We start from the raw sequence: 25,704 nt of genomic DNA, 5'->3' as shown, positions 1-25,704 counted from the left end.
CTCCTGTTGGGTTATTCGCGGGTGCCGGCACACATGACTTCGGCGCACGCGACGATCTTGCCGTCGACGAAGGCCTTGCAGTCGTACACCGCCATGTTGCGGATCACGCGCTTGATCTCCACGTGCATCTCCAGCACATCGCCGGGGACCACCTTGTCACTGAAGCGGACGTTGTCGACCTTCACCATGTAGAACAGCTTGGACTGTGCATCGCGGCCCAGCGTGAGCTGGGTCAGCACGCCACCGGCCTGGGCCATGGCTTCGATGATCAGCACGCCGGGCATGATGGGCTGTTCCGGGAAATGCCCCTGGAAAAACGGCTCGTTGATGCTGACGTTCTTGCGCGCGACGATCTTGCGGTTCTCGAAGTCGAGCGACACGACTTTATCTACCAGCAGGAAGGGGTAGCGGTGCGGGATCAATGCCCGGATCTGGGCGATGTCCGGCAGGGTCTGTTCCTGGCTCATTCCTTCTCCTTGCTCACAGACAGGATGCGACGGGCCAGCGCATCGAGCTGTTTGAAGCGCGCGGCGTTCTTGCGCCACGTGCGATTGTCGGTCAACGGGGTGCCGGACGAGTATTCGCCTGGCTCGGTAATGGAATTGCGCACCACGGACTTGCCGGTGATCACGACCTTGTCGCAGATTTCGAGGTGGCCGACCACGCCGACGGCGCCGCCCAGCAGGCAGTAACGGCCGATCTTCGCACTGCCGGCGATGCCAGTGCAGCCGGCAATGGCCGAATGGGCGCCGATCTGCACGTTGTGGGCGACCTGCACCAGGTTGTCCAAGCGCACGTCTTCGGCCAGCACGGTGTCTTCAAGGGCGCCACGGTCCACGCAGGTATTGGCGCCGATCTCGCAGTCATCGCCGATACGCACGCCGCCCAGCTGCGGCACCTTGATCCACTTGCCGGCGTCCATCGCCAGGCCGAAGCCATCGGCGCCGAGCACTGCGCCGGGATGGATCCGCACGCGCTTGCCCAGCTTCACCCGGGTGACCAGGGTGACCCGGGCGATCAGTTCGCAGCCGCTGTCCAGCGTGCAGTCTTCGCCGACCACGCTGCCGGCGCCGATGATGCAGTTCTCGCCGACCACGCTGCGCTCGCCGATGGTGACGAAGGGGCCGATGTGGGCGCTGGCGGCCACCTGCGCGCTGGGGTCGATGACCGCGCTGGGGTGGATGCCCGGCGCGCGCGTGGGCGCCACGTCGAACAGGGCGGCGATGCGGGCGAAGGTGTTGTAGGGATCCTTGGCGACCAGCGCGGTGCCGGGGGCGGCCTCGGCGTCGTCGGCGCGCAGCACCACGATGCCGGCCTGGCTGTCGGCCAGCTGCGCGCGGTAGCGCGGGTTGGCCAGGAAGGTGAGCTGGCCCGGTCCGGCATGGGCCAGCGTCGCCACGCCACCAATGGAGGTGGAGGCATCGCCATGGACCTGCAGGCCGAACTGCTCGGCGAGTTGCTGGGCGGTGTAGGTAGGAGTGTTCACGCGGGGAGTTTACCGCGTGGCGTGACGGGGGTCATTGTCTGGCTTCGGTGGATTGGCCGTGCAGCACCTCCCTGCAACGGTGGCGGGGATGGGTCGGGCTGAGCAGGACACCCCGCAGACCCATCCCTCGGCTCAGGTCCCCGCCCCAAGCGCAAAGCGCGGTGGCGGGCGGCCGCTGCCGGAAACAAGATCGCCGGGCAATGCCCGGCGATCTTGTAATACCTGCAGCAGCTGTTAGAACTGGCCGCCGAAGGTGAACTGCAGGCGTTCGACTTCGTCGCCGTCTTCCTTCTTCAGCGGGAAGGCGTAGCTGATCGAGATCGGACCTACCGGGGCACGCCACAACAGAGCTACACCGGTTGAAACGCGCAGTTCATTGGCTTTGAAGTTATCGACGCCGTTGTAGACGTTGCCGAAGTCAAGGAAGGCGGAGACACGCGCTGACGGGCTGTCGAACAGGCGCGGGAAATAGGCTTCAACGGACCCGACGGACTTGAACGAGCCACCCAGCGGCTGCCCGTTGGGATAGTTGAGCGTAACTTCGCGAGGACCGAGTGTGTTGTCCTCGAAACCTCGGACGGAATTGGTGCCACCGGCATAGAAATTCTCGTAGAACGGCAGGCCGGACGCGGTGACCACGCGCTGTGTGCCATCCGCCTCCGTAAGAACGCGAGATACATCCTTTCCGTAGCTGTCGCCGTACCCAAGTTCGAGGCGCGTATTGATCACCAGCGAAGGAATGATCGGCCAGTACTTGCTGATCTGGTAATTCAGCTTGTAGTACTCAACGGTAGAGCCCGGCAGGGTGGCTTCCAGGCCTACGCGCTGATACGTACCACGCGTCGGCATGAAGTAGTCGTTGCGCGAATCGCGTGCCCAGCCCAGTTCACTGCGCCATGCGTGGAAGGTCTCGTTACCAACCGCATTGATGTAGTCGATGATCGACTTCGGCGTCGAGCCCGGGTACGTCGTGATCTGGTTGCTGTCAATACCAAACATCAGCGAAACCGTATCGGTCTCGGTGATCGGCACGCCGAACACCATCTGCGCGGCACCGTTGGTGCTGTTGTACTGCGCGGTGTTGAAGTCGGAGTAGTCCAGTTCGCGCCAGGACAGGTTGTAGCCCAGCGACACACCGTCATCGGTGAAGTACGGGTTGGTGTAGCTGAAGCCGTAACGCTGCAGGTAGCTGCTGCGCGATGCTTCCACCGACACGCGGTTGCCGCCGCCGAGGAAGTTGTTCTGCGACAGCTGCACCGAGGTGGTCATGCCGTAGGACTGCGAATAACCCAGGCCGAACACGAAGCTGCCCGAAGTGGTTTCCTTGACGTTGTACACAACGTCGACCTGGTCGTTGCTGCCGGTGACCGCCGGGGTTTCCACTTCCACCGCCTCGAAGTAACCCAGGCGCTGCAGGCGGATCTTGGAACGGTCGATGGCGGCCTGCGAGTACCAGCTGTTCTCGAACTGGCGCATTTCACGGCGCAGCACTTCGTCGGACGTGCGGGTATTGCCGCGGAACACGATCTGGCGGACCGAAACGCGCGGGCCGGGGACGACCTGCATGTTGATCGCCACGGTGCGGTCGGCACGGTTGCTGGTCGGGATAGGGTTCACCTTGGCGAACGCATAACCGATGTTGGACAGCGAGTTGGTGATGCTGTTGCTGCTGAACTCCAGCAGCGCGCGCGAGAACGTATCGCCGGGCTTCTGGATGACCATGCGCTCGACATCTTCCTGCGGCAACACGGTATCGCCGCTGACCTTGATCTCGGAGATCTTGTACTGCTCGCCTTCGGTGACGCCGGCGCTGATGAACATGTCGCGCTTGTCGGGGCTGATCGACACCTGGGTGGAGTCGATGCTGAAGTCCACGTAGCCGCGGTCCAGGTACCAGGAATTGAGCTTTTCCAGGTCGCCGGACATCTTTTCCTTGGAGTACTGGTCGTCGCGGCGATACCACGAGGCCCAGTTGTGTTCCTTCGACTCCCAGGTATCCAGGATGTCTTCGGCTTCGAACTTCTCGGTGCCGATCAGGTTGACGTGGCGGATCTTGGCCGCCTTGCCTTCCTTGATGGTGATCGCGATGTCCACCCGGTTGCGGTCCAGCGGGCTCACCACCGGGGTGATTTCCACGTTGTACTTGCCACGGTCGTTGTACTGGCGGCGCAGTTCCTGGGTCACCCGGTCCAGGCTCAGGCGATCGAAGGTGCCGCCTTCGGTCAGGCCGATATCGCTCAGGCCCTTCAGCAGCTGGTCGGACTTGATGTCCTTGTTGCCGGTGACGGTCAGCTTGTTGATGGCCGGGCGTTCCTTGACCGTGACCACCAGGATGTCGCCCTGCCGGTCCAGCTGCACGTCTTCGAAGAAGCCGGTCTTGTACAGGGCGCGGATCGTTTCACTGATCTTGGCGTCGGTCAGTGCCTGGCCGCGTTCCACCGGAAGATAGGTGAAAACGGTACCGGAGCTGATGCGCTGCAGGCCGTCAACGCGGATGTCGCTGACCGTGAAGGGGGCGGCAGCCTGGGCCAGTGCGGGGGCGCCGATGCCAACAGCGAGGGCGAGGGCCAGCAGGCGGCGGTTCGGGAGTCGCGTCATGTCACGTCCGGTTGAGGTCGATTGCGTGTTGCGGGATGCGGGATGCCGACGTGTAGACGGCGACAGCAGGAAAAAGTTCATCAAGGAGCCCAGGTTCATCGGGTGACCAGGCCAAGGATGTCGTTGTAGAACGCCAATCCCATCAGCCCTGCCAGCAGCGCCAGGCCAACGAACTGCCCGGCGGCCATGGCGCGCTCACTGAGCGGGCTGCCCTTGACCAACTCGATAAGGTAATACAGCAGGTGCCCGCCGTCCAAGACGGGGATGGGCAACAGGTTGATGATGCACAGGCTGAGCGACAGCAGGGCAAGGAACTGGAGGAACCAATCCAGGCCCCGCTGCGCGGAAACATTGGCTACCCGGGCGATGGTGACCGGCCCGGAAACGTTCTGCAGCGAGGCGCTGCCGGTGACGATCCGGCGCATCATGCCCAGCGAATCGGCGGCCATGCGCCCGGTTTCGCCGATGGCGACGGGCACGGCGGCGAAGGCACCGTACTTCAGCACGGTGTCGTAGGCGGGGGCGTGCGACTCGGAAAAACCGATGCCGAGCTGCCAGACTGGCTGCTGGTTGCCATCCAGGCCCTGCCGGGGGGTGACTTCCAGCGCCAGCCGCTCACCGCCGCGCAGCACGTCGATCATGCCGGGCCCGCCGCGCTTGCCCAGCGCCTGCACGGCCGGGTAGACCTGGTCGGCCGCATCGATACGCTCGCCGTCCACCGCCACGATCAGGTCGCCGGGTTGCAGTATGCCGCGTACGGCGGAGTCGTCCACCAGCCGGTCCACCAGCGCCGGCTGCAGCCAGAACTGCCAGTTGACGCCGGCCAGCGGGGCGACCCGGCGTTCATCGAAGCCAGCCGGCAGCTGGGACAGCGGCAGCACGCGCTGGTGCTGGCGTTCCTGGGCGTCGACCACCTGCAGGGTGACGTCGTGGCGGTCCATCGCCGCCGCGGTGAGCGCCATGCTGGCCTCGCCCACGGTGGCCACGCTGCGGCCATCCACCGACAGGATGCGCTCGCCGCCCTGCAGGCCGGCGGCTTGGGCCATGCCCGTGGCGCGGCCGACGGTGGCTGAATAATCCTGCTTGCCGATCACGAACATCGCCCACAGCAGCAGCATGCACAGCAGCAGGTTGGCCAACGGACCGGCCGCCACCACGGCGATACGCTGCCAGACGGTCTTGTGGTTGAAGGCCTGGCCGCGTTCGTGGGGATGCACCTCCACCTCGCGCTCATCCAGCATCTTCACGTAGCCGCCAAGCGGAATGGCGGCGATGGCGAATTCGGTGCCATGGCGGTCGCGGCGCGACCACAGCGGCTTGCCGAAGCCCACCGAGAAGCGCAGCACCTTGATCCCGCACCGGCGCGCCACCCAGTAGTGCCCGAACTCGTGGATGGTCACGAGCAGGCCCAGGCTGACGATCATCCACCATACCGATCCGAGGAACTCAGTCATGGCAGCTCACGGTGGTGGTGGCGGGGCAGGGCATTCAGAGGGCTTCGATGGCAGTCCGGGTGAGCAGGCGGGCGCGCTGGTCGGCGTCGAGCAGGCCGCCCAGTGTATCGGCAGGCTCGACCGGCAGTGTTGACAGAGCGTTATCCACAAGCGCGGGAATGGTCAGGAAGCCTATCCTTCCCTGAAGAAATGCTGAAACGGCCTCTTCGTTGGCCGCGTTGAGCACTGCCGCGGCAGTGCCCCCGGCCTGCATCGCCTGCCAGGCCAGCGCCAGGCAGGGGAAGGCGTCGGTGTCGGGAGCTTCGAAATCCAGCCGGCCCTGGCGCAGCAGGTCCAGGCCGGCGACCCCGGCGTCGAGGCGCTGCGGCCAGCCCAGGCCCACGGCCAGGGTGGTGCGCATGTCCGGCAGGCCCATCTGCGCCAGAGTAGAGCCGTCGACGAACTCGACGAGCGAATGGACCAGGCTCTGCGGATGCACCAACACCTCGATCCGCGATGCCGGCACGTTGAACAGGTGGTGGGCTTCGATGACTTCCAGCCCCTTGTTCATCAGGGTGGCTGAGTCCACCGAGATCTTCGGGCCCATCGACCATTTCGGATGGGCCACGGCCTGCGCCGGGGTGACCCGTTCCAGTTCGGCGCGGCTGCGGCCACGGAACGGGCCGCCGGAAGCGGTCAGCAGGATGCGGCGTACGCCGGCGCCTTCCAGGGTAGCGTCGCGAGAGCGCAGGCACTGGAAAATGGCGCTGTGTTCGCTGTCGATCGGGATGATTTCCGCCCCCGCCTGCTGCGCGGTGCGCATCAGCAGTTCACCGGCCAGCACCAGCGATTCCTTGTTGGCCAGCAGGAGGCGCTTGCCTGCCGCCGCGGCGGCGAGCGTGGAGGACAACCCGGCAGCACCGACGATCGCGGCGATCACCGTATCGCAGTCATCGCCGGCGGCCAGTGTGTCCAGTGCAGCGCTGCCGGCGTGGGCGGTGGTTGGCAGCCCGGCCTCGCGCAGGCCATCACGCAGGCGCGGGTACAGCGCCTGGTCGGCGATCACCGCGTGCAACGGACGGTGGACGAGGCACAGCGCGATGAGTGCATCGACCTGGGTCCCGGCAGCCAGCACGGTTGGCTGGAAGCGGGCCGGGTGGCGCGCGATCACATCCAGCGCCGATGCGCCGATCGAGCCGGTGGCGCCGAACACGGCGACACGGCGCAGGGCAGGGGCAGCATGCATGGTCAGAGTCCGAAGATTTCCTTGCCGATGGCAAACACCGGCAATGCGGCCAGAACGCCGTCGATACGGTCCAGCACGCCGCCATGGCCGGGAATGATGTGGCCCGAATCCTTGGCACCGGCATGGCGCTTGAGCAGGCTCTCGAACAGGTCGCCGAGCACCGAGGCGAACACCGCCACCACCGTCACCAGCAGCAGCCAAGGCAACTGTGCAGGGGTAACCAACTGCCAGGCATCCACGCCGAAACCAAGGCCGAACGCGGTGGCCACCAGCAGGCCGGCGATCAGCCCACCGAACAGGCCTTCCCAGGTCTTGTTGGGGCTGATGCGCGGGGCCAGCTTGTGGCGGCCGAAGGTGCGGCCGGCGAAATAGGCGCCCGAATCGGCGGCCCAGACCACGGCCAGCGCGGTCAGCAGCCACAGGTGGCCCTGGTCGCTGGTGGCGTGCAGCAGCACCAGCGAGGCCCACGCCGGCAGGATCGCCAGGGTGCCGGCAAGCAGCTTGAGCGCGCGCGCGGGGCTGTCCGGCTGTGCACCGAAGTTGAAGAAGCGCAGCCACAGCAGGGCCAGCAGCCACCAGCCGACGCCGACCAGCGCAGCCACGCGGAACAGGAACAGCGAAGCGTCGCGGTCCCAGACCACCAGCACCATCAGCACCAGGTTGAGCAGCAGCAGGGTGGTGCGGGCCAGCGTGTCTTCCACGCCCGCCAGCTTCAGCCATTCCCACAGGCCGATCAGGAACACCGCAGCGGCGGCGGCAGCCAGCCATTGGCTGGGCAGCAGCAGGATCGCGGCGATGGCCGCCGGCGCCATGATCAGCGCGGCGAGGACTCGGGTCTTGGTCATGGGCTGGACGTCTCGGTGGCCAGGGCAGCGATCTGGGCACTGGTCAGGCCGAAACGGCGCTCCCGCCCGGCGTAGGTGTCCAGCGCGCGCTGCAGCTGGTCGGTGTCGAAGTCCGGCCACAGTACATCGGTGAACCAGAGTTCGGTGTAGGCCAGCTGCCACAGCAGGAAGTTGCTGATGCGGGTGTCGCCACCGGTGCGGATGAACAGGTCCGGGGCGGGCATGTCGGCCAGCGCCACGTGGCTGCCGAGCAGATCTTCATCGATCTGTTCGGGCAACAGGCGGCCGGCGGCCACTTCCTGGGCCAGCGTACGCGCGGCGCGCGCGATGTCCTGGCGGCCGCCGTAACTGGCGGCGATGGACAGGGTCATCGCGGTATTGTCCACGGTGCGCTGTTCGGCCAGTTGCATGCGGCTGACCAGCGAGGCACCGAAGCGCTCACGTTCGCCGATGAAGCGTACGCGCACGCCACGCCGGTGCAGCTCGTCCACTTCGCGATCCAGCGCGTGCAGGAACAGCTTCATCAGCGCCTGCACCTCGTCATCCGGGCGGCCCCAGTTTTCGCTGGAGAACGCGAACAGGGTCAGCGCCGGGATGGCCAGTTCCAGGCAGCGGTCGATGGTGCGGTTGACCGCGCGTGCGCCGGCACGATGGCCGATCATGCGCGGGCGGCGGCGCTGCTGCGCCCAACGCCCGTTGCCATCCATGATGATGGCAACGTGGCGCGGCAGCGCGCTGGGCAGCGGGGGCGGGGCTGAAGGCATCGACTTCAGACCGCCATCAGTTCCTTTTCTTTTTCAGCCACGACCTTGTCCACGTCCTTGATGCTGTTGTCGGTCAGCTTCTGGATATCGTCCTCGGCGCGCTTCTTGTCGTCCTCGGTGATTTCCTTGTCCTTGAGCAGCTTGGCCACTTCCTGGTTGGCATCACGGCGGATGTTGCGGATGGCGACCTTGGTTTCCTCGCCTTCCTTGCCCACGGTCTTGGCCAGTTCCTTGCGGCGCTCTTCGGTGAGCGGCGGCAGGTTCAGGCGGATGACAGTGCCGACCACGGTCGGGGTCAGGCCCAGGTCGGAGGCGTAGATCGACTTCTCGACCGCTGCGACCAGCGACTTGTCGAACACCGAGATCACCAGCGAACGGCCTTCGGAAACGCTGATGGTGGCCACGTTGGCCAGCGGCGACTGCGAGCCATAGGCCAGCACGGAAATGCCGTCCAGCAGCGCCGGCGAGGCGCGGCCGGTGCGGATGGTGGTCAGGGTGTGGCGCAGAGCGTCGATGCTCTTGGCCATGCGCGTCTGCGCGTTCTGCTTGATGTCGTTGAGCATCGCCCGGTCCTGGGTATTACTGGAATCGGGCGATTATAGGCGAATAGGCGCCCAGCCGGGACCGCAGGGCCCCGGCCATGCATCCGGCGCTCAGGCGGCGGGATTGCGGCCGCTGACCAGGGTGCCGATGTTCTCGCCGTGCAGGATCTTCAGCAGTTCACCCGGCTGGCCCATGTCGAACACGCGCATCGGCAGGTCGCTGTCGCGCGCCAGGGCGAAGGCCGCGGTATCCATCACTTCCAGGCCGCGGATGATCACTTCGTCGTAGGTCAGGCTGTCGAAGCGCACCGCATCGCTGTACTTGTTCGGATCCTTGTCGTAAACGCCATCGACCTTGGTGGCCTTCAGCAGCAGGTCGGCGCCGATTTCGATGGCGCGCAGGGCGGCGCCCGAATCGGTGGTGAAGAACGGACTGCCGACGCCGGCGGCGAAGATCACCAGGCGGCCCTTTTCCAGGTGGCGGATGGCGCGGCGGCGGATGTAGTCCTCGCACACGTCGTTTATTTTGATGGCACTCATCACGCGGGCCTTGGCACCGACTTTTTCCAGTGCGTCCTGCATGGCCAGCGCATTGATCACCGTGGCCAGCATGCCCATCTGGTCGCCGGTGACGCGGTCCATGCCGCCTGCGGCCAGCCCGGCGCCGCGGAAGATGTTGCCGCCACCGATCACCAGCGCTACTTCCGCGCCAGCCTGCTGGGCTTCGACCACTTCACGCGCCAGGCGGTTGATGATCTTGGGATCGATGCCGTAGTCCTCGTCCCCCATCAGCGCCTCCCCGGAAAGTTTCAACAGGATGCGGCGATAGGCGAGCTTGGACATGGGGGACCTCAGAGTGCGTGAATTCCCGGCAGATTCTACTGGCAAGCGCGGCGCGGCTGTAGTTATTTCGCGCACGGGCTCTGGTTCAGGCGGCGGACGGGGCTTCGGCCGGTGGGGCCAGGGCCGCTCCATCGCCCGGGGAACGCGCGATCACCCGGTTGCGACCAAGGTTCTTGGAGCGGTACAGCACATCATCGGCGGCACGCAGCAGGTCCTGCACGTCGGCGAAGCGTTCATAGCCTCCCTGGGTCGCCACGCCGGCGGAGAAGGTGATGAACAGCGGCCCGCCTTCCAGCATTGCCATCGGGGTGGACACGATGCGCGCCAGCACGCGGCGGATCACATCCAGGGCGACCGATTCCGTTGTGTTGGGCAGCAGCGCGACGAACTCTTCGCCGCCAAAACGCGCCACCGTGTCGCTGGTGCGCAGCTGTCCCTGCAGCGTGCCGGCGAACTCGCGCAGCACTTCATCGCCGGTCAGGTGACCGTGCGCATCGTTGATCTTCTTGAAGTCGTCCAGGTCGATGAAGGCCACCGAAAGCGGCCAGCCATGCTGCGTAGCGCGCAGGAATTCCTGTTCAAGCACCGCTTCCAGCTGGCGGCGGTTGAGTACGCCGGTCAGGGCATCGCGGTGGGCCTGTTCGGTCAGCCGGTTGGCACGCGCTTCGAACTCGTCGGCGCGGCGGCGGGCCTGCTCGGCGTCCTGCATCTGGCGCAGGTTGCGCAGCGTGGCCAGCTCCTGTGCGTGGTCGATCAGCAACTGCACGCGCGCCGGGGTGGTCGGCGCGGTGTCGAACAGGCTGGCGATGGTCGGCAGGGCTTGGCTGATCTGCGCCAACACCTGGTCGAACTGCGCGCTGTCCAGCTGCAGGCGGGCATGCACCTGCTCCAGCGCGCGCTCGCGTGCGGCGTCGGGGTCGCTGTCCAGCCAGATGTCGGCCACCGTGCCGGACAGCTGGACACAGGCCTGGAAGGTGTCCTGGGACGGGGCGCTGTCTTCACTGCGCGCGATCGCTTCGGTGAGGTAGCGGGGCAGGTCCCACTGCGCGGCCATGTAGGCGCCGACCTCGGCGTGGGTGCACTGCAGCTGCGCCCGTTCGGCGTCCAGCAGCGCCGCGTTGCTGTGGGCGTCGCGCAGCAGAGGCAGGTAGGTATCGGGGTGTGACTGGGCCAGGGCAAGCACGCCGATGTCCTGCAGCAGGCCGGCCAGCATCAATTCTTCCAGCCGGCGCAGGCCGCGCGCCTGCCCCAGCTGGCTGGCGGCCAGCGCGCTGAGGATGCTGCGGCGCCAGGCGCGTTCGCGCAGGTCCTGTTCGGGGCTGCCCGCCGTGCCTGCCACGCCCCGGGTAATGGTGAAGCCCAGGGCCAGGCTGAGGGTGGCATTGAGCCCGAGCATGGTCAGCGCCTGGCCCAGGTTGTCGATCCGGCGGCGGCTGGCATACAGCGGGGAATTGGCGATGCGCAGCATGCGCGCGCTGAGCGCCATGTCGATGGCGATGATATCGGCGGCGGTGCTGAGGTCCGCTTCGGGATCCTGGGCCAGTTCGATGATGCGCAGCGCGATGCCGGGAGGCGACGGGAGATTGCGGCAGAGCGCCAGGACGGCTGTCAGCTCGGGAGGCATATCGAGTCGTTCGTTCAAGGGTGCGGGATGAGGGTTCCGTCACAGATCTGCATGGTGGCCCTTGCACTAAGCGAACTCCCCCGAAAGAAGTATCGGTCCGAACGCCACATAACGCAAAGGCAGTGCGGCGCTGGCCCGGGGGCCTTGCGCCGCACGCACAAAAAAGCCGCGCAGAGCGCGGCTTCTTCGTGAATCAGGTCAATCCGGCAATCAAGCCAGGCCGGCCTGCTTCATCACTTCGGCGGCGTAGTCTTCCACCACCTTCTCGATGCCTTCGCCCACGGCCAGGCGCTTGAAGCCCACCACGTCGGCGCCGGCAGCCTTCAGCACCTGCTCGACGGTCTGGTCGGTGTTCAGCACGTACGGCTGGCCGTACAGGGTGACTTCGTTGACGATCTTGGCGATCTTGCCGCTGATGATCTTCTCCAGGATGTCGGCCGGCTTGGCCTTGTCCTTGTCGGTCATCTTGGCCAGCTCGATTTCCTTCTCCTTGGCAACGAAGTCGGCCGGAACGTCGGACGCCTTGTTGTGCGGGGGATTCATCGCCGCCACGTGCATGGCCAGGCCACGGGCCAGCTCGGCATCGCCACCGGCCAGTTCCACCAGCACGCCGATGCGGCCGCCGTGGACGTAGGCGGCCACGTTGTTGCTGCTTTCCAGGCGCACGATGCGACGCACGTCGACCTTCTCGCCGACCTTGGCGATGACCGCAGCGCGGGTCTCGTCGACGGTGTCGCCCGAAGCCAGCTTGGCGGCCTTCAGCGAATCGATGTCGGCAGCGCCGGAGGACAGCGCAACGTCGACGACCGACTTGGCGAAGTTGGTGAAGTTCTCATCCTTGGCGACGAAGTCGGTTTCGGAGTTGATCTCGACCAGCACGGCCTTGCCGGCTTCCTGGGCGGCCACGATGACGCCTTCGGCGGCAACGCGGTCGGACTTCTTGTCAGCCTTGGCCAGGCCGGACTTGCGCAGCGCTTCGATGGATGCCTCGATGTCGCCGTTGTTCTCAACGAGCGCCTTCTTGCATTCCATCATGCCGGCGCCGGTGCGCTCGCGCAGTTCCTTGACCAGGGAAGCAGTGATTTCCATGGGATTACCTCACAAAAGAAAGGGGTTGGGCCGGCATGCTGGCCGGCCCGTATGACAGGGTGCTGTCAGCCGCCGAAGCGGCCGGCAGGGCGGGTGGACGCAGTGCATCCACCCGGGGCCTGGATCAGGCCTGTGCGTCGTCGGACTTCTTCGGCGCAGCCTTCTTGGCCGGAGCGCGACGGGCCGGCTTGGCCTCTTCGCCTTCAGCGGCTTCGGCGAACTCTTCTTCGCGCACGGTGGCGGCGTGCGGCGCAGCGGCCTTGCCTTCCAGCACGGAGTCAGCGGCAGCGCGGGCGTACAGCTGCACGGCACGGATGGCATCGTCGTTGCCCGGGATGGCGTAGTCCACCAGTTCCGGGTTGTAGTTGGTGTCGACCACGGCGATCACCGGGATGCCGAGCTTCTTGGCTTCCTTGATGGCGATGTCTTCGTGGCCGATGTCGATGACGAAGATCGCGTCCGGCAGGCGGTTCATGTCCTTGATGCCGCCCAGCGAAGCTTCCAGCTTGTCGCGCTCGCGACGCAGGCCCAGCACTTCGTGCTTGACCAGCTTCTCGAAGCTGCCGTCGTTCTCGCCGGCTTCCAGTTCCTTCAGGCGGGCAACCGACTGCTTGACGGTACGGAAGTTGGTCAGGGTGCCGCCCAGCCAACGCTGGTTCATGAACGGCATGCCGCAACGCTCGGCTTCTTCGCGGATCGACTCGCGCGCGCTGCGCTTGGTGCCCAGGAACAGGATGGTGCCGCGCTTCTGGGCAACCGAGGAGATGAAGTTCATCGCATCGTTGAACAGCGGGACGGTCTTTTCCAGGTTGATGATGTGGATCTTGCCACGGGCACCGAAGATGTACGGAGCCATCTTCGGGTTCCAGTAACGGGTCTGGTGACCGAAGTGGACGCCGGCTTCGAGCATCTGGCGCATGGTGATCTGGGGCATTGCAAAACTCCTGGCAGGGAACCGGCGTGCTCCGTTGTCCCTTGCGGGACGCCCGCGGAAAGTGTGCGGGACTGCGCGGGCGCGCATTGATGGTTCCGGGGTTGGGCTTCCCCATCGTCTCCGTGGCCGAACCCCTTGCGGGGCACCCCGGCACGGATCGGGACGATGGGTGTGGATTCACCGGTGACGTCCGGTGTGGACGATTGCCCGCGCAGGATGCGGCAGGCAATCCGGGGATTATAGACCGGCGCTGGCGCCGGCTGCAATCGGCCCCAGGTCTTCGGCCGCAGTGCCGTCGCGGCGGGCCTGGAAACGGCCACCCGCGTAGCCATCGGCACGCTCAGGCAGCACCCAGCATACCGTGGCGCCGGGCAGTACATAGCCGGACAGGCCGGACTGCAGGGGTTGCCGCGCGCCGCCGGGGGCAACGTAGCCCAGGTCCTGCAGGCGCGCCCGGTGGCTGCCGGGGTTGTGCAGCCGCAGGCAGGGAGTGGCGCCGCGCATGCCCAGCTGCGCCGACAGCGAGCTGGCCACGGGGCGCTGCGGCGAAATGAACAGCGGCAACGAGTACCGCGGCAGATGGCGGTCGGAGGGCTCGACCAGCACCCGGAACGCCTGTTCGCCCGGCGCGTCCAGGGCCACCGGCAGCACCAGCCGGACCCGCTGGCGCGCGCCCGCAGGCAGGTGCGGCATGGCCGGGCTGGCCACGATCGCGGTGGTGGGCTGCAACCGGTCACGACCGCTGGATTGGTCCCACTGATGGACGAGGATGCGGCCCTGCCAGGGCCGTGGCTCGTCGTTGACCAGCCACAGTTCGGCCTGGGTCTGTCCGGGCTGCAGCTGCAGCGTGGTCGGACGCAGCTCCAGTGCCTGGCTGGCGCCTGCACAACCGGCCAACAGCAGGGCCAGCGTCCGTCGTCGTTGCAGTGGGCCTGCCGGAGGCATCAGAACACCATCAAGGGTGCGCTGCTGCCTTCCGTGGCGTCGGTGTCCGGGGCCAGCTGGCGCAGCTGTTCGGGCAGGCGCGTCGGCTCGCTGCGCTGGTGCGGAGCGCCGCAGCGTGCGGCAGCTTCCGAAGCGCCTGCAGGTAGCGGACCGTCCTGGCAGCTTTCCACGATCACCAGCCGCAGGCGCAGCGGTTGGCTTTCAGTGGCGGCGTGCGCGCCGCCGGCCAGCAGCAGGCAGGCCGCCATGGCCGGTGCCCTGTACCCCCGTCGCGTTGCCATCCCGTCGTCCCCTGCGCTGCACTTCAGCCCTTATCGGCTGCCTGCCCGCCGGCTTTAACGGGGAGCCCGGCGTGGCGGTCAGTAGGTGATGGTCACGGTGATCCGGTCGGCGTAGTTGCCGGCCACCGGCAGTGCGCCGGTAGTGGCGGGGGCGCGCCCGTAGATGGTGACCTGCTGGGCCACGCCGGTCCCGGTGCCGGCCACCACGTCGGTGCCCACCGTGTTGCCCCAGCGCTGCAGCCGCGCGCTGTCGCGGTACAGCTCATAGGGAATGAACGCGGTGGTGGTGGTCGAATGGCGCATCCGTCGGGTGCTGCCGGCGGCATGCAGTCCGTTGTCCAGCGAAACGTTGAAGGCGGTACGGCGCACGCAGGTCAGGGTCAGCTGGGCGGTCTGGTTGATGGGCGTGGCGATCCTGCCTGCGGCCGTGCCGAAGTCCATGTCGGTTACCAGGTAGCTGCCGCATTGCGGCAGCACGGTGGCGGTGGCGCTGAAGGGGAACGCGTTGCTGGCACTCTTGCGATTGGTGGCGGTCGCGTCGGTGCAGCTGCCCGGCATGGTCGGGGTCCCGAGCAATACCTCGTTGTAGGCGTAGGTCAGGGTCACGTTGCCGGTGTTGAAGGCGCTGCTGTAGCTGCCGGTGGCCAGTGTCTGGTTGGCCGGCACCTGCCCGTAGACCGTGGTGGTGACGCTGCCGCTGCCGCCCAGCAACGGCGCGGCGTAGCTCAGCTGCAGGTCCTGTGCGGGCGGCGAGCCACCCTGCAGCAGCCCCCACGGCACTTGGCGGGCGGCATCGGTGTACAGCTGGAACGCCAAGGTGTCTGCGTTGGCGTTGGTCATCTGCCGGGTCGGTAGCACTGCGGTGGAGGCGCTGCCGCTGCCGATGCCCACGCACAGGCGCACCCGCACATTGGCCAGCAGGGTCAATCCGCCGGTGGTGCAGGTGATGGTCACGCCCATGTTGGCTGGCGTGGCCGAAGCGGCCATGTTGCTGATGTTGCCAAAGGCCACCGCCGACGCGGTGGCGGTGCAGGTGGTGTTCGCGCGTGCACTGCCAGGCCAGGCCAGCAGCACCAGCATCACCAGCACGCCGAGCCACGCCGCGCGGGTCAAGGTGGCCCCGGTGCGGCCAGCGGCACGCAGGTCACCGGACCCAGGCGCGGGATCGCGCCGGTGGCGGTCACCACCGGCAGGCTGACCCGCAGTTGGCACGGGCCTTCCGGCGTGGTCACCTGCAAGCGGCCATCGGCCGGCAGGTCCTGCAGGTACACCGCACCGTCATAGCCGACCAGCGCCTCACCCTGCTGTCCGAAGCGGACCACGCTGCCGACCGGCAAGGCGGCGCCGGCGCTGTCCTGCGCAACGAACTGCACGGCACGGCTGCGACGCAGGCCGAAGCTGACCCCCAATCCGGCACCCTGGCGGGGCGTGACCCAATCGTCGACCCGCTCGGCGGCGATGTCCGCCGGCAGCCCCATGGTGTCGATCGACAGCCGGTTGCGCTGCCAGGACAACAGCGGGCTGACCAGGAGCAGGCCGTTGCGGTCGGTGACGCCGATTTCGCGGTTTTCCAGGCGTACCGGCACCCCGGCGATGCCGCCGGTGGACACCACCGCGAACGCGTCATTGACTTCGCGCGCGGCAAACACGTGGCCGCCCATCCAGACCAGCGCCCCGCCTGCGTTGGCATAGCCATAGGTGCTGTCGCCCTCGTGCACCGCGCCCACGGAGTAGCGCCCTGTAGGGGTCAGCCAGCCGGCCTCGGCCAGCCCACCGGTGCCACGGTCGCCCTGCCGGGCCTGCACGCGCCAGCCCATGCCATTGCCGCCGCCGTCGCCGGGTACCGGCTGTGACACGTCCACGCTGTACAGCGGTTCGCTGCCGTTGCGCTGCGCGCCCACGCTGGCCTGGCGGTTGTTGCCCAGAGTGGCGGCAAGGGAGACGTAGAGGCTGCGGTCGCTGCTGTCGCCCAGGTTCTGGTTGGCCGATACATACGCCGACCAGCGCTGGGCGAAGGTGCGCGACCAGAACAGGCTGGCATAGCGGTCATCCTGGCCATCCGGCTGGCGCAGCCGCAGGTAACTGGCACTGACCGCGCCGAACCGCTCCAGGCTGACCCCGAAGGTGGCCTGTTCGGTAATGTCCGGCGGCAGGCTGTCCTGCAGGGCGCCCAGGTCGCGGTAGTCGCCGTGGCTGCGTCGGCTCAGCAGGTTCACGTTGAACCGGCGGTTGTTCCAGTTGTAGCCGACCGAATACTGGCCACCCCGCAGGTCCCCGTACTGGCTGCGTGCATAGGCGGCGGTCAGAACGCCCGCGCGGCCCGCCAGCCAACCGCCCCCGATGCCGGCCTGGCGAAGGCCGCCTCCGGCTTCGGCGTGCGCTTCGGCAGTGAACCGGTCAGTGACGCCGTGGCGCCAGGTGGCGCTGGCCAGGGTCCGGTCATCGTAGGCGAACGAGCGCACACCGTAGTCTTCGCGCAGCTGCCCCACGCCCACCGACCAGTCGGTCAACCCGCGTGCCAACAGCTGCTGGGTGCCGTAGAAATCGAAATCGACCGTGCGGCTGCGGCCGAATGCATCGGTGATGACCACCTGTGCGGTACCCATGCCGCTGATGCCGGGCTGGGTGGCCAGTTGGAACGGCCCCACCGGCACCTCGCCGCTGTACTGGCGCAACCCGTCCACGTACAGCTCCACGTTAGAAGGCACCACCGCCTGGCCGAGGAAGCTCGGCGTGGGCGACAGCACCCGATAGGGCTGCAGGCCGTAGTTGCGTCCTATCTGGATGCCGCCCATCCGCACCGGTCGGCTCCAGTCCAGAAACCCGCTGTAGAAGTCGCCGACGTCCAGGCTGACCGCCTGTTCGGGGAAATCCAGCGTCCAGCGCGTATCCAGCCGCACGCTTTCACTGCGCCAGCGGCGCCCATCGCCATCCTGGAAGCGGCGCTGCAGCGAGAGGTTGGACAGCGTGCCGCGACCCACGCCGAACACCCGCAGTTCCGAGGTGAGCGCCAGGCTGGACTGGTTTTGGACATGGGTGGCGTACAGATCGTAGTTGAGCAGCACGCCGGGCGAGGCGCTGGCGTGGGGGAGGTCGTTGGCCCGGGCGCCGATGGTGGCGGTGGGCAGGTCCAACTGGTCCAGCGGGGCATCGATGGCCAGGGTCTGCATGCGCGCGTCGTAGCGCACCTGCACGCCGACCAGCTGGTCCAGATAGACCGGCACCTCGCCCCGGGCAGGGAAGCCCAGCTGGCGCAACACCTGGGGCAAGGCCTGCAGGCGGCCGCGCTGGTCGATGAAGGGCAGCAGGCCACGCGGCGCCTGGTTCAGGGTGACTTCCAGATATAACGACTGGCTGGCGGTAAGCGGGGTCGGCGGTGGCAGCATCGCATCGGGCATCGCGCCGGCGGCGACCACGTCCGCCGCCTGGGCGCTGATCGGCGCGAGCCCGAGCAGGATGCGCACGGCCGCCTCAGCGAGCCGGTGGCGTCGCGGGCAGCGCGGTCTGTGCCGGTTCGCCATTGATCTTCGCCGAGAACGTGGCTGCCTCGGGCAACGAAGCGGTGTTCAGGTTCCAGTGCATCACCTGGCCGGGCAGCACGTAGCCGACCAGCCCGGGGCGGAGGATGCGCGGGCGCTGCGGGTCGCCGATGGCCACGTCGGCCAGCTGCGCATAGCCATCGCCTTCGTTGCGCACCTCCAGCCCCGGCGCGCCGTCGGGCATCGGCAGCGCGCGGGCGGCCAGCCGCGGCTTCAGGGCATCGGCATTGGCCGGCTGCAGGAACAAGGGCACCGAGTAGCGCAGCACGAACTGCATGCCGCGCGCATCCGGGTCCAGCCGTGGCAGTTCGTCCACCACCACGCGGTAAGCCTGCTGGGCGGCGCCCTCGTTGGGGGCCATGCGCACCAGCCGTACCAGCTGCTGCTGACCCGCGGCGAGATCATGCACCGGTGGGCTGGGCTGGATGTCCCGGGTTTCCACCAGCTGGTCCTCGCCACCGACCTGCTGCCAGCCAAACACCCGGATCTGCACCTTCATCGGCGCGGTACCGGTGTTGGTCAGCCAAAGGGCCTCGCTGGTCTGCGCGGGGCGCAGCTCCAAGCGGGTCGGCGCTACCTGGAGGCTGGCGGAGATGGCGGCGAAGGGAAACATCAGCGCGCACAGGGCCTGCAGGCCGATGGAGGCCCATCGGCGCTTGGTCTGGGTCATCACGGTCACCTTCTTCAGTAGGTGATCGTGGCGGTGACCGTATCCAGATAGGAACCGGCTGCTGCGTTGTTCACGCTCGGGTTGAGCACCCGGCCGTAGACGTTGTAGGGCTGCGGGGCACCGTTGCCCACCGCTGCCACGGTGTTGGTGGCAGTGGTCGCACCCCACACGTTGGTGCGTCCGGCGTCCTGGTAGAGCTGGTAGCCGACGAAGTTGTTGGTGGTCACCGCCGCATCGGTATGCCGCATCCGGCGCGTGGTCACGTCACCGGCGGTCGCGGCATTGCTGCCCGCGTTCAGCGCGATGGAGTAGGGGGTCAGTGCCGAGCACTGGGCGGTGATGGTGCCCTGAGCCAGTACAGGGGCGGTGGCAGTGGACGCAACCGTGCCGAAATCGATGTCGGTCGGCGCCGCGGCGGCGATCGTGCAGGATGTGGTGATGGCGATGCGGACGTTGAAGGTCACGCTGTCCTGCGCGAAGGCAGGGGCGGCCGCGGTGGCCAGGCAGAGCGTCAGGCCGCACAGGGCCAGACGGCGGGAACTACGTGTAGAGCGCATGGGCGGGATCTCCTTGGACCCTTCAGGGTCCTGAACCGAAACGATGCAGTCGAACGCGTTGTTACACGACGTTTATAAAGGCAAAACCGTGGTCAGAGGGTGAGGGGTGGCCGACCGCCGTCACATTTTCGTTGTCAGGTCCTCGCCCGACCCTCAACCCGCGCTGTCGCGGATGAAACGAACCCGTTCAGCATCGGGCCCGGATCGGCGATAATGGCGGACATGAGCGTAAATCTGAAAACCCCCCAGGAAATCGAGCTGATGCGCGAGGCCGGGCGACTGGCCAGCGAAGTGCTGGACATCGTCACGCCCTTCGTCAAGCCCGGTGTCACCACCGAAGAGCTGGACCGCATCTGCCACGACCACATCGTCAACGTGCAGAAGACGATCCCCGCCAACGTCGGTTACCGCGGCTTCCCCAAGAGCGTATGCACGTCGGTCAACAACGTGATCTGCCATGGCATCCCCAGTGAGGCCAAGGTGCTCAAGGACGGCGACATCGTCAACATCGACGTCACCGTGATCAAGGACGGCTGGCACGGCGACACCAGCCGCATGTACTACGTGGGCACGCCGTCGGTGATGGCCAAGCGCCTGGTCGATGCGACCTATGAAGCGATGTGGCGCGGCATCCGTGCGGTCAAGCCGGGCGCCACCCTGGGCGATATCGGCCATGCCATCCAGAGCTACGCCGAAAGCGAGCGCTTCAGCGTGGTGCGCGAGTACTGCGGCCATGGCATCGGCAAGGTCTACCACGATGAACCGCAGGTGGTGCATTACGGCCGCCCGGGGCAGGGCCTGGTGCTGCAGCCGGGCATGACCTTCACCATCGAACCGATGATCAACGAGGGCACCCGCTACAACAAGGTGCTGCCGGACGGCTGGACCGTGGTCACCAAGGATCGCAAGTTGTCGGCGCAGTGGGAGCACATGATCGCGGTCACCGAGACCGGCGTGGACGTGCTGACCCTCTCGCCGGGCGAATCGCAGGTCGCTTGACGATGCTGCCGGCGGGTTCGTTGTTGGACACGCCGGCTTCGTCGGTGCCCGATGCCGAATGGGCAGCCGCGGCGCGCCAGGCGCTGCAGCAGGCCGACGCGCGCCTGCACCGCCGCTTCGACCAGGGCGACCGGATCGAGCGCCTGCTGGCACTGCGTGCACGTGCCGCCGATCACCTGATCCGGCTCGCCTGGCAGCGCTGCATGCCGGCCGGGCAAGGCCTTTCGTTGTTTGCCGTGGGTGGTTACGGTCGCGGCGAACTGTTCCCGCATTCGGACATCGACGTGCTGGTGCTGGGTGAAACCTCGGCCCAGCACGCCGCCGAAGCCGGGCTCTCGCGCTTGTTCGCGCTGCTGTGGGATTGTGGCCTGCCGATCAGCCATGCGGTGCGCTCGCTGCAGCAATGCCGCGACGCCGCTGCTGACCAGACCGTACTCACCGCGCTGATCGAAGCACGTCCGCTGGTTACCGCAGACGGCGCGCGGGGTGCCCTGCGCCAGGCCACCGATGATGGATCGCTGTGGCCGCCGCGTGCCTTCTTCCAGGCCAAACTGGAGGAACTGCGCACGCGGCATGCCCGCTTCGGCGATACCGCCGACAACCTCGAGCCGGACCTGAAGGATGGCCCCGGCGGGCTGCGCGATCTCAATACGCTGGGCTGGATGGCGCTGCGTGCCTTCGGCGTGCGCGAACTGGAAGCGCTGGTCGGCCTGGGCCACCTGGGCGCCGATGAAGCAGTGGCACTGCAGCGCGAGCGCGCGGTGCTGGCCGGGCTGCGCTATGGACTGCATCTGGTCGCCGGACGTCCCGAAGAACGATTGCGCTTTGATTACCAGAAGACCCTGGCCGCGCGGCTGGGGTTTGAAGACGACGCGGAAAGCCTGGGCGTCGAGAAAATGATGCAGGGCTTCTACCGCGCCGCATCGGTGGTCCGGCGGATCAGCGACCGGCTGCTGCAGCGCTTTGAAGAACAGTTCGATGGCGAGGCGGTGCCCGAACCGCTGACGGTCGGCTTCTCGCTGCGCCGGGGGTATCTGGCAGCCAATGATGCGGAGTGGCCGCGCGGGGAGATTGGCGAGGTCTTCGCCCTGTTTTCCAGCTGGGCCAACAATCCGCAGGTCCGCGGACTGCATTCGCTCACCGCGCGCGCGCTGGCCGAAGCATTGCCGCAGCTGCCCGGATACGAACAGGCCTCCCCGCACACCCGTCAGCAGTTCCTGTCACTGCTGCGCCAGCCGAGGCCGGTCGATACGCTGTCGCGCATGGCGCGGCTGGGCGTGCTCGGCCAGTGGGTCCCGGCCTTCGCCCAGGTCAGCGGGCGCATGCAGTTCGATCTGTTCCATGTCTATACCGTGGACCAGCACACCCTGATGGTGCTGCGGAACATGGGCGAGTTTTCCAGCAGCAGGGCCGCCGAACGTTTCTCCATCGCCCATGAGGTATGGCCGCGCCTGCGCAAGCCCGAACTGCTGCTGCTTGCCGGGCTGTTCCATGACATCGCCAAGGGGCGTGGTGGCGATCATTCCGAGCTTGGCGCGGTCGACGCGCGCGCCTTCTGCCAGACCCTGGAGATGAGTGCCGCCGACACCGACCTGGTGGCCTGGCTGGTGGAACAGCACCTGCGCATGTCGGTGACCGCGCAGAAGCAGGACATCTCCGATCCGGCGGTGATCCATCGCTTCGCCACGCTGGTTGCCAGCCGCGAGCGGCTGGACTACCTGTACCTGCTGACCTGCGCCGACATCGCCGGCACCAGTCCCAAGTTGTGGAATGCGTGGAAAGACCGTCTGCTGGCCGACCTGTATTTCGCCACCCGCCGCGCGCTGCGTGAGGGCCTGGAGCCGCCGCTGCCGGCCGCCGAACGGGTGATCGAGGCGCGCGAATACGTGCGCCAGCTGGTGCGAGAGCAGGGCTATGACGATGCCACGATCAACCGCCAGTTCGCGGTGATGCCCGATGAAGGCTTCATCCGCCTTCGCCCGGAGCAGCTGGCGTGGCAGGCGGGTGCACTGGTGCCGGTACGCCAGGGCCACACGCTGGTGAAAGTACGCCCGATCAGCCCGGATGACCCGGCGCTGGAAGTGTTCGTGCATTCGCCCGACCGCGATGGCCTGTTCGCCGCGATCGTGATGACGCTGGACCGCAAAGGCTACGGCATCCACCGGGCGCGCGTGCTGGATGGACCCTCCGACACCATCTTCGATACCTTCGAAGTGAACCCAGCCGACAGCTTCGCCGATGGCGACCCGCTGCGGCTCGAGGCCGCCCTGCGCGAGGCACTGTCCGGCGACCTGGCACGGCTGCGACCCTCGCGGCGCGCGATCCCGCGCCAGCTGCGGCACTTCCGCTTCGCCCCGCGCCTCGAATTCCGCGATGAAGCGGGCGATGCCGCCGGCACCCGCTTCAGCCTGGTCGCGCCCGACCGCCCCGGCCTGCTGGCCGACGTGGCGCACGTGCTGCGCAACCAGCGGCTGCGCGTGCACGACGCACGCATCGCCACGTTCGGCGAACGCGCCGAAGATACTTTCGTGATCACTGACGAACACGACCTCCCCCTGGATGAAACCGCCAGGCAACAGTTGCAGGACGCCATGCTGTGCTGCCTGGACCCAGACCGAAACGCCGGAGATACCCGCTGATGGCCACCAAGCCGACCAAGAGAACCGCCGCTGCCAAGACCGTGGCAACCAAGAAGAGCACCGCTGGCAAGGCCGTGGCGGTCAAGCAGGCCGTAAAAAAGGCCGCGGCCAAGTCGACCATCGCGAAGAAATCGTCCGCCAGCAAGGCCGTCGCGAAGAAGGTGCCGGCGGAGAAGGCCCGCGCGGAGAACATCGCCCGCAAGTCGCTGCGCAAGCCGCCGGCGGTGGGCGTGGAAGAGTTGAAGTTCGGCATCGAAAGCGCCTTCGAGCGCCGTGCCACCTTGACCCTGCATGAGCTGGAAGGCTCCACCAAGCCGCTGGTCGGCCGGGTCATCGATGGCCTGGAAAGCGGCGAGTTCCGCGTTGCCGAGCCGGACGGGCACGGTGGCTGGAAGGTCAACGAATGGCTGAAGAAGGCGGTGCTGCTGTACTTCCGCGTCAATGACATGGCGGTGGTCGATGCGCGCCCGGCACCGTTCTGGGACAAGGTCGAATCGCGCTTCGCCGGCCATGACGAAGCGAAGTTCCGCCGCGCCGGCGTACGCGTGGTGCCCGGTGCGATCGCGCGCCGCGGCACGTATTTCGGCAAGGACGTGGTGTTGATGCCGAGCTTCACCAACATCGGTGCGTACGTCGGCGAAGGCACCATGGTCGACACCTGGGCCACCGTCGGTTCCTGCGCGCAGATCGGCCAGCACTGCCACCTGTCCGGTGGTGCCGGCATCGGTGGCGTGCTGGAGCCGCTGCAGGCCAGCCCGACCATCATCGAAGACCATTGCTTCATCGGCGCGCGTTCGGAAGTGGTGGAGGGCGTGGTCGTTGGCCATCACAGCGTGATCGGCATGGGCGTGTTCCTCAGCCAGAGCACCCGCATCTACAACCGCGCTACCGGCGAGATCAGCTACGGCTACATCCCGCCGTACAGCGTGGTGGTGTCCGGTTCGCTGCCTTCGGCCGACGGCACCCATTCGCTGTACTGCGCGGTGATCGTCAAGCAGGTGGACGCGCGTACCCGCAGCAAGACCAGCGTCAACGACCTGCTGCGCGGCCTGGCTGACTGACCGCGATGACCACCACCGTGCACGGGTTGAAGAACTGCGATACCTGCAGGAAGGCCACCAGGTGGCTGGACCGTTTCCAGGTACCGTACACCTTCGTTGATTATCGCGAGAGCAAGCCGTCGCCCGAGACGCTCATCGACTGGGCCAGCCAGGCCGGTGGCTTCCCTGCGCTGGTCAATAAATCCTCCACCACGTGGCGGCAACTGCCGGACAACCGCAAGGCGGCCGATTCGGACGCCGAGTGGAAGCTGCTGCTGCGCGAATACCCGCAGTTGATCAAGCGGCCGGTGGTGGTGACCGCCGATGGCAAGGTCAGCCAGGGCTTCTCGGACAACGGCTTCAAGCAGCGCTTCGGAGTGGGCGCGTGAGTGCGGTGCTCGACCTGGCCTGCGAGCTGATCGCACGGCCGTCGGTCACCCCCGATGATGCGGGCTGCCAGCAGCTGCTGGCCACCCGGCTGCAGGCTGCCGGCTTCCAGTGCGAGCACCTGCGGCTGGGCGAGGTTGACAATCTGTGGGCCACCCACGGCAGCGACGGGCCGGTGCTGGTACTGCTCGGCCACACCGATGTGGTGCCGCCCGGGCCGGTGGCGGACTGGACCAGCGATCCATTCGTGCCGACCGTGCGCGGTGGCGTGCTGTACGGGCGCGGGGCGGCCGACATGAAGGGCAGCGTGGCCGCCTTCGTGATCGCAGCCGAGCAGTTCGTTGCCGCACACCCTGATCATCCGGGCACGCTGGCGGTACTGCTGACCAGCGACGAAGAAGGCGATGCGATCGATGGCGTGCGCCATGTCGCGCGGCTGTTCGCCGAGCGTGGCGAGCGTATCGACTGGTGCATCACCGGTGAGCCGTCATCGACTGCCCGGCTGGGCGACCTGTTGCGGGTGGGTCGGCGCGGCAGCCTGTCGGCGCGCCTGCTGGTGCAGGGCGTGCAGGGCCATGTCGCGTATCCGGACAAGGCCCGCAATCCGATCCACCAGGCTGCACCTGCGCTGGCCGAACTGGTCGCCCGGCGCTGGGACGAGGGCTTTGAAAGCTTCCCGCCGACCAGCCTGCAGGTGTCCAACATCCATGCCGGGACCGGCGCCAACAACGTGATTCCGGGACAGCTGCAGGTCGATTTCAACCTGCGTTACAACCCGCATTGGAACGCAGACAAGCTGGAAGCGGAGATCGCTGCACTGCTGGACCGGCACGGGCTGGAGTACGCCGTGAAGTGGCATCGCAGCGGCGAGCCGTTCCATACCCCGGAAGGCACGCTGCGACGCGTGGCACGCGAGGTGCTCGGCGAATTCGCCGGTGCACCGCCGGAGGAAAGCACCGGTGGCGGAACCTCGGACGCGCGTTTCATTGCGCCGTTGGGCGCGCAATGCATCGAAGTAGGTCCGGTCAATGCGAGCATCCACCAGGTGGACGAGAACGTGCGCGTGGACGAGCTTGAGCGGCTGCCGGCGCTGTACCAGCGCTTGATCGAACGCCTGCTGGCGTGAGGCGTGGTAGCGCCGAGCCATGCTCGGCGGCTCCCTGCAAACGGGCGTGCGGATGGACTTCGCCGAGCATGGCTCGGCGCTACCGCGGGTCGCGGCAAATGGGCGTGCGGATGGTCT

At 67.1% G+C, this 25,704-nt stretch carries 23 protein-coding genes; 5 read left to right on the top strand and 18 right to left on the bottom strand.

From position 1 onward, the window contains the following. Window positions 1-11: 11 nt before the first annotated feature. The 18 genes from fabZ to IFT63_RS09575 all read right to left on the bottom strand — a co-directional run bounded on the left by fabZ (window position 12) and on the right by IFT63_RS09575 (window position 19,396). Window positions 12-467, bottom strand: a complete 456-nt coding sequence (gene fabZ / locus IFT63_RS09660; RefSeq protein WP_042613830.1) for a 3-hydroxyacyl-ACP dehydratase FabZ — start codon at window positions 465-467, stop codon at window positions 12-14. After that, entirely contained in the window at window positions 464-1,486 is a 1,023-nt protein-coding gene (gene lpxD / locus IFT63_RS09655) for a UDP-3-O-(3-hydroxymyristoyl)glucosamine N-acyltransferase (protein ID WP_192083953.1), read from the bottom strand. Before lpxD ends, fabZ begins: the two co-directional genes overlap by 4 nt. A gap of 234 nt (window positions 1,487-1,720) precedes the next feature. Continuing rightward, a complete protein-coding gene (gene bamA, locus IFT63_RS09650) occupies window positions 1,721-4,084 on the bottom strand; it encodes an outer membrane protein assembly factor BamA (protein WP_192083952.1) in 2,364 nt (787 codons plus the stop codon). 95 nt (window positions 4,085-4,179) lie between these two features. Then, window positions 4,180-5,538: an RIP metalloprotease RseP gene (gene rseP, locus IFT63_RS09645; protein ID WP_192083951.1), complete on the bottom strand. Its 1,359-nt coding sequence runs from the start codon at window positions 5,536-5,538 to the stop codon at window positions 4,180-4,182. Window positions 5,539-5,572: 34 nt separating this feature from the next. Then, complete coding sequence (dxr, locus tag IFT63_RS09640) at window positions 5,573-6,763, bottom strand: 1-deoxy-D-xylulose-5-phosphate reductoisomerase (protein ID WP_042613834.1); 1,191 nt, start codon at window positions 6,761-6,763, stop codon at window positions 5,573-5,575. Window positions 6,764-6,765: 2 nt separating this feature from the next. Next, window positions 6,766-7,608: a phosphatidate cytidylyltransferase gene (locus IFT63_RS09635; protein ID WP_042613835.1), complete on the bottom strand. Its 843-nt coding sequence runs from the start codon at window positions 7,606-7,608 to the stop codon at window positions 6,766-6,768. After that, a complete protein-coding gene (gene uppS, locus IFT63_RS09630) occupies window positions 7,605-8,372 on the bottom strand; it encodes a polyprenyl diphosphate synthase (protein WP_192083950.1) in 768 nt (255 codons plus the stop codon). The genes IFT63_RS09635 and uppS overlap by 4 nt, the downstream gene beginning before the upstream one ends. Window positions 8,373-8,377: 5 nt before the next feature. Further along, a complete protein-coding gene (frr, locus tag IFT63_RS09625; protein WP_042613837.1) occupies window positions 8,378-8,935 on the bottom strand; it encodes a ribosome recycling factor in 558 nt (185 codons plus the stop codon). Window positions 8,936-9,025: 90 nt separating this feature from the next. Further along, entirely contained in the window at window positions 9,026-9,757 is a 732-nt protein-coding gene (gene pyrH, locus IFT63_RS09620) for a UMP kinase (RefSeq protein WP_042613838.1), read from the bottom strand. An 85-nt stretch (window positions 9,758-9,842) separates the two neighbouring features. Continuing rightward, the gene (locus IFT63_RS09615; protein WP_192083949.1) at window positions 9,843-11,381 is read right to left on the bottom strand and encodes a GGDEF domain-containing protein; all 1,539 of its coding nucleotides are present in this window, start codon (window positions 11,379-11,381) and stop codon (window positions 9,843-9,845) included. A 210-nt stretch (window positions 11,382-11,591) separates the two neighbouring features. Continuing rightward, window positions 11,592-12,470: a translation elongation factor Ts gene (tsf, locus tag IFT63_RS09610; RefSeq protein ID WP_042613840.1), complete on the bottom strand. Its 879-nt coding sequence runs from the start codon at window positions 12,468-12,470 to the stop codon at window positions 11,592-11,594. 124 nt (window positions 12,471-12,594) lie between these two features. After that, window positions 12,595-13,404 carry a 30S ribosomal protein S2 gene (gene rpsB, locus IFT63_RS09605; RefSeq protein WP_042613841.1) on the bottom strand — a complete coding sequence of 270 codons (810 nt, stop codon included), beginning with the start codon at window positions 13,402-13,404 and terminating at the stop codon, window positions 12,595-12,597. A 237-nt stretch (window positions 13,405-13,641) separates the two neighbouring features. Further along, entirely contained in the window at window positions 13,642-14,349 is a 708-nt protein-coding gene (locus tag IFT63_RS09600; protein WP_192083948.1) for a fimbria/pilus periplasmic chaperone, read from the bottom strand. Further along, on the bottom strand, window positions 14,349-14,597 hold the full coding sequence (locus tag IFT63_RS09595; protein WP_052811958.1) for a hypothetical protein: 249 nt from the start codon (window positions 14,595-14,597) through the stop codon (window positions 14,349-14,351). Before IFT63_RS09595 ends, IFT63_RS09600 begins: the two co-directional genes overlap by 1 nt. A gap of 111 nt (window positions 14,598-14,708) precedes the next feature. Beyond that, window positions 14,709-15,842, bottom strand: coding sequence for a spore coat protein U domain-containing protein (locus IFT63_RS09590; RefSeq protein ID WP_342450478.1), 1,134 nt, complete (start codon window positions 15,840-15,842; stop codon window positions 14,709-14,711). Then, window positions 15,740-18,094 carry a fimbria/pilus outer membrane usher protein gene (locus IFT63_RS09585; protein WP_342450477.1) on the bottom strand — a complete coding sequence of 785 codons (2,355 nt, stop codon included), beginning with the start codon at window positions 18,092-18,094 and terminating at the stop codon, window positions 15,740-15,742. Before IFT63_RS09585 ends, IFT63_RS09590 begins: the two co-directional genes overlap by 103 nt. Before the next feature lie 7 nt (window positions 18,095-18,101). Further along, window positions 18,102-18,839, bottom strand: a complete 738-nt coding sequence (locus IFT63_RS09580) for a molecular chaperone (protein ID WP_192083946.1) — start codon at window positions 18,837-18,839, stop codon at window positions 18,102-18,104. 14 nt (window positions 18,840-18,853) lie between these two features. Next, on the bottom strand, window positions 18,854-19,396 hold the full coding sequence (locus IFT63_RS09575; RefSeq protein ID WP_042613844.1) for a spore coat U domain-containing protein: 543 nt from the start codon (window positions 19,394-19,396) through the stop codon (window positions 18,854-18,856). A gap of 222 nt (window positions 19,397-19,618) precedes the next feature. Between IFT63_RS09575 and map the strand changes: the two genes are divergently transcribed. From map to dapE, 5 genes are read left to right on the top strand one after another with little or no spacing between them, the layout of a single operon-like run. After that, entirely contained in the window at window positions 19,619-20,395 is a 777-nt protein-coding gene (map, locus tag IFT63_RS09570) for a type I methionyl aminopeptidase (protein WP_042613845.1), read from the top strand. 2 nt (window positions 20,396-20,397) lie between these two features. After that, complete coding sequence (locus tag IFT63_RS09565) at window positions 20,398-23,034, top strand: [protein-PII] uridylyltransferase (protein WP_192084196.1); 2,637 nt, start codon at window positions 20,398-20,400, stop codon at window positions 23,032-23,034. Further along, a complete protein-coding gene (dapD, locus tag IFT63_RS09560; protein ID WP_192083945.1) occupies window positions 23,034-24,095 on the top strand; it encodes a 2,3,4,5-tetrahydropyridine-2,6-dicarboxylate N-succinyltransferase in 1,062 nt (353 codons plus the stop codon). Before IFT63_RS09565 ends, dapD begins: the two co-directional genes overlap by 1 nt. Window positions 24,096-24,100: 5 nt before the next feature. Beyond that, the gene (locus IFT63_RS09555; RefSeq protein ID WP_042613848.1) at window positions 24,101-24,463 is read left to right on the top strand and encodes a Spx/MgsR family RNA polymerase-binding regulatory protein; all 363 of its coding nucleotides are present in this window, start codon (window positions 24,101-24,103) and stop codon (window positions 24,461-24,463) included. Further along, window positions 24,460-25,587: a succinyl-diaminopimelate desuccinylase gene (gene dapE / locus IFT63_RS09550; protein WP_192083944.1), complete on the top strand. Its 1,128-nt coding sequence runs from the start codon at window positions 24,460-24,462 to the stop codon at window positions 25,585-25,587. The genes IFT63_RS09555 and dapE overlap by 4 nt, the downstream gene beginning before the upstream one ends. The last annotated feature ends 117 nt before the right edge of the window (window positions 25,588-25,704 follow it).

It is taken from the genome of Stenotrophomonas sp. CFBP 13724, from assembly GCF_014841975.1.
Classification (GTDB): domain Bacteria; phylum Pseudomonadota; class Gammaproteobacteria; order Xanthomonadales; family Xanthomonadaceae; genus Stenotrophomonas; species Stenotrophomonas lacuserhaii.
The sequence above is the reverse complement of the archived record's forward strand: the minus strand, read 5'-3'. Positions and strand labels throughout refer to the sequence as shown.

Excerpts from the sequence above, each read along its gene's own strand:
- rpsB (WP_042613841.1), bottom strand. The coding sequence starts at position 13,404 with ATGCCCCAGATCACCATGCGCCAGATGCTCGAAGCCGGCGTCCACTTC.
- IFT63_RS09615 (WP_192083949.1), bottom strand. The coding sequence starts at position 11,381 with ATGCCTCCCGAGCTGACAGCCGTCCTGGCGCTCTGCCGCAATCTCCCG.
- IFT63_RS09565 (WP_192084196.1), top strand. The coding sequence starts at position 20,398 with ATGCTGCCGGCGGGTTCGTTGTTGGACACGCCGGCTTCGTCGGTGCCC.
- IFT63_RS09555 (WP_042613848.1), top strand. The coding sequence starts at position 24,101 with ATGACCACCACCGTGCACGGGTTGAAGAACTGCGATACCTGCAGGAAG.
- IFT63_RS09580 (WP_192083946.1), bottom strand. The coding sequence starts at position 18,839 with ATGACCCAGACCAAGCGCCGATGGGCCTCCATCGGCCTGCAGGCCCTG.
- IFT63_RS09600 (WP_192083948.1), bottom strand. The coding sequence starts at position 14,349 with ATGCCTCCGGCAGGCCCACTGCAACGACGACGGACGCTGGCCCTGCTG.
- dxr (WP_042613834.1), bottom strand. The coding sequence starts at position 6,763 with ATGCATGCTGCCCCTGCCCTGCGCCGTGTCGCCGTGTTCGGCGCCACC.
- frr (WP_042613837.1), bottom strand. The coding sequence starts at position 8,935 with ATGCTCAACGACATCAAGCAGAACGCGCAGACGCGCATGGCCAAGAGC.
- uppS (WP_192083950.1), bottom strand. The coding sequence starts at position 8,372 with ATGCCTTCAGCCCCGCCCCCGCTGCCCAGCGCGCTGCCGCGCCACGTT.
- fabZ (WP_042613830.1), bottom strand. The coding sequence starts at position 467 with ATGAGCCAGGAACAGACCCTGCCGGACATCGCCCAGATCCGGGCATTG.
- dapD (WP_192083945.1), top strand. The coding sequence starts at position 23,034 with ATGGCCACCAAGCCGACCAAGAGAACCGCCGCTGCCAAGACCGTGGCA.
- tsf (WP_042613840.1), bottom strand. The coding sequence starts at position 12,470 with ATGGAAATCACTGCTTCCCTGGTCAAGGAACTGCGCGAGCGCACCGGC.
- IFT63_RS09575 (WP_042613844.1), bottom strand. The coding sequence starts at position 19,396 with ATGCGCTCTACACGTAGTTCCCGCCGTCTGGCCCTGTGCGGCCTGACG.
- map (WP_042613845.1), top strand. The coding sequence starts at position 19,619 with ATGAGCGTAAATCTGAAAACCCCCCAGGAAATCGAGCTGATGCGCGAG.
- pyrH (WP_042613838.1), bottom strand. The coding sequence starts at position 9,757 with ATGTCCAAGCTCGCCTATCGCCGCATCCTGTTGAAACTTTCCGGGGAG.
- rseP (WP_192083951.1), bottom strand. The coding sequence starts at position 5,538 with ATGACTGAGTTCCTCGGATCGGTATGGTGGATGATCGTCAGCCTGGGC.
- IFT63_RS09635 (WP_042613835.1), bottom strand. The coding sequence starts at position 7,608 with ATGACCAAGACCCGAGTCCTCGCCGCGCTGATCATGGCGCCGGCGGCC.
- IFT63_RS09595 (WP_052811958.1), bottom strand. The coding sequence starts at position 14,597 with ATGGCGGCCTGCCTGCTGCTGGCCGGCGGCGCGCACGCCGCCACTGAA.
- bamA (WP_192083952.1), bottom strand. The coding sequence starts at position 4,084 with ATGACGCGACTCCCGAACCGCCGCCTGCTGGCCCTCGCCCTCGCTGTT.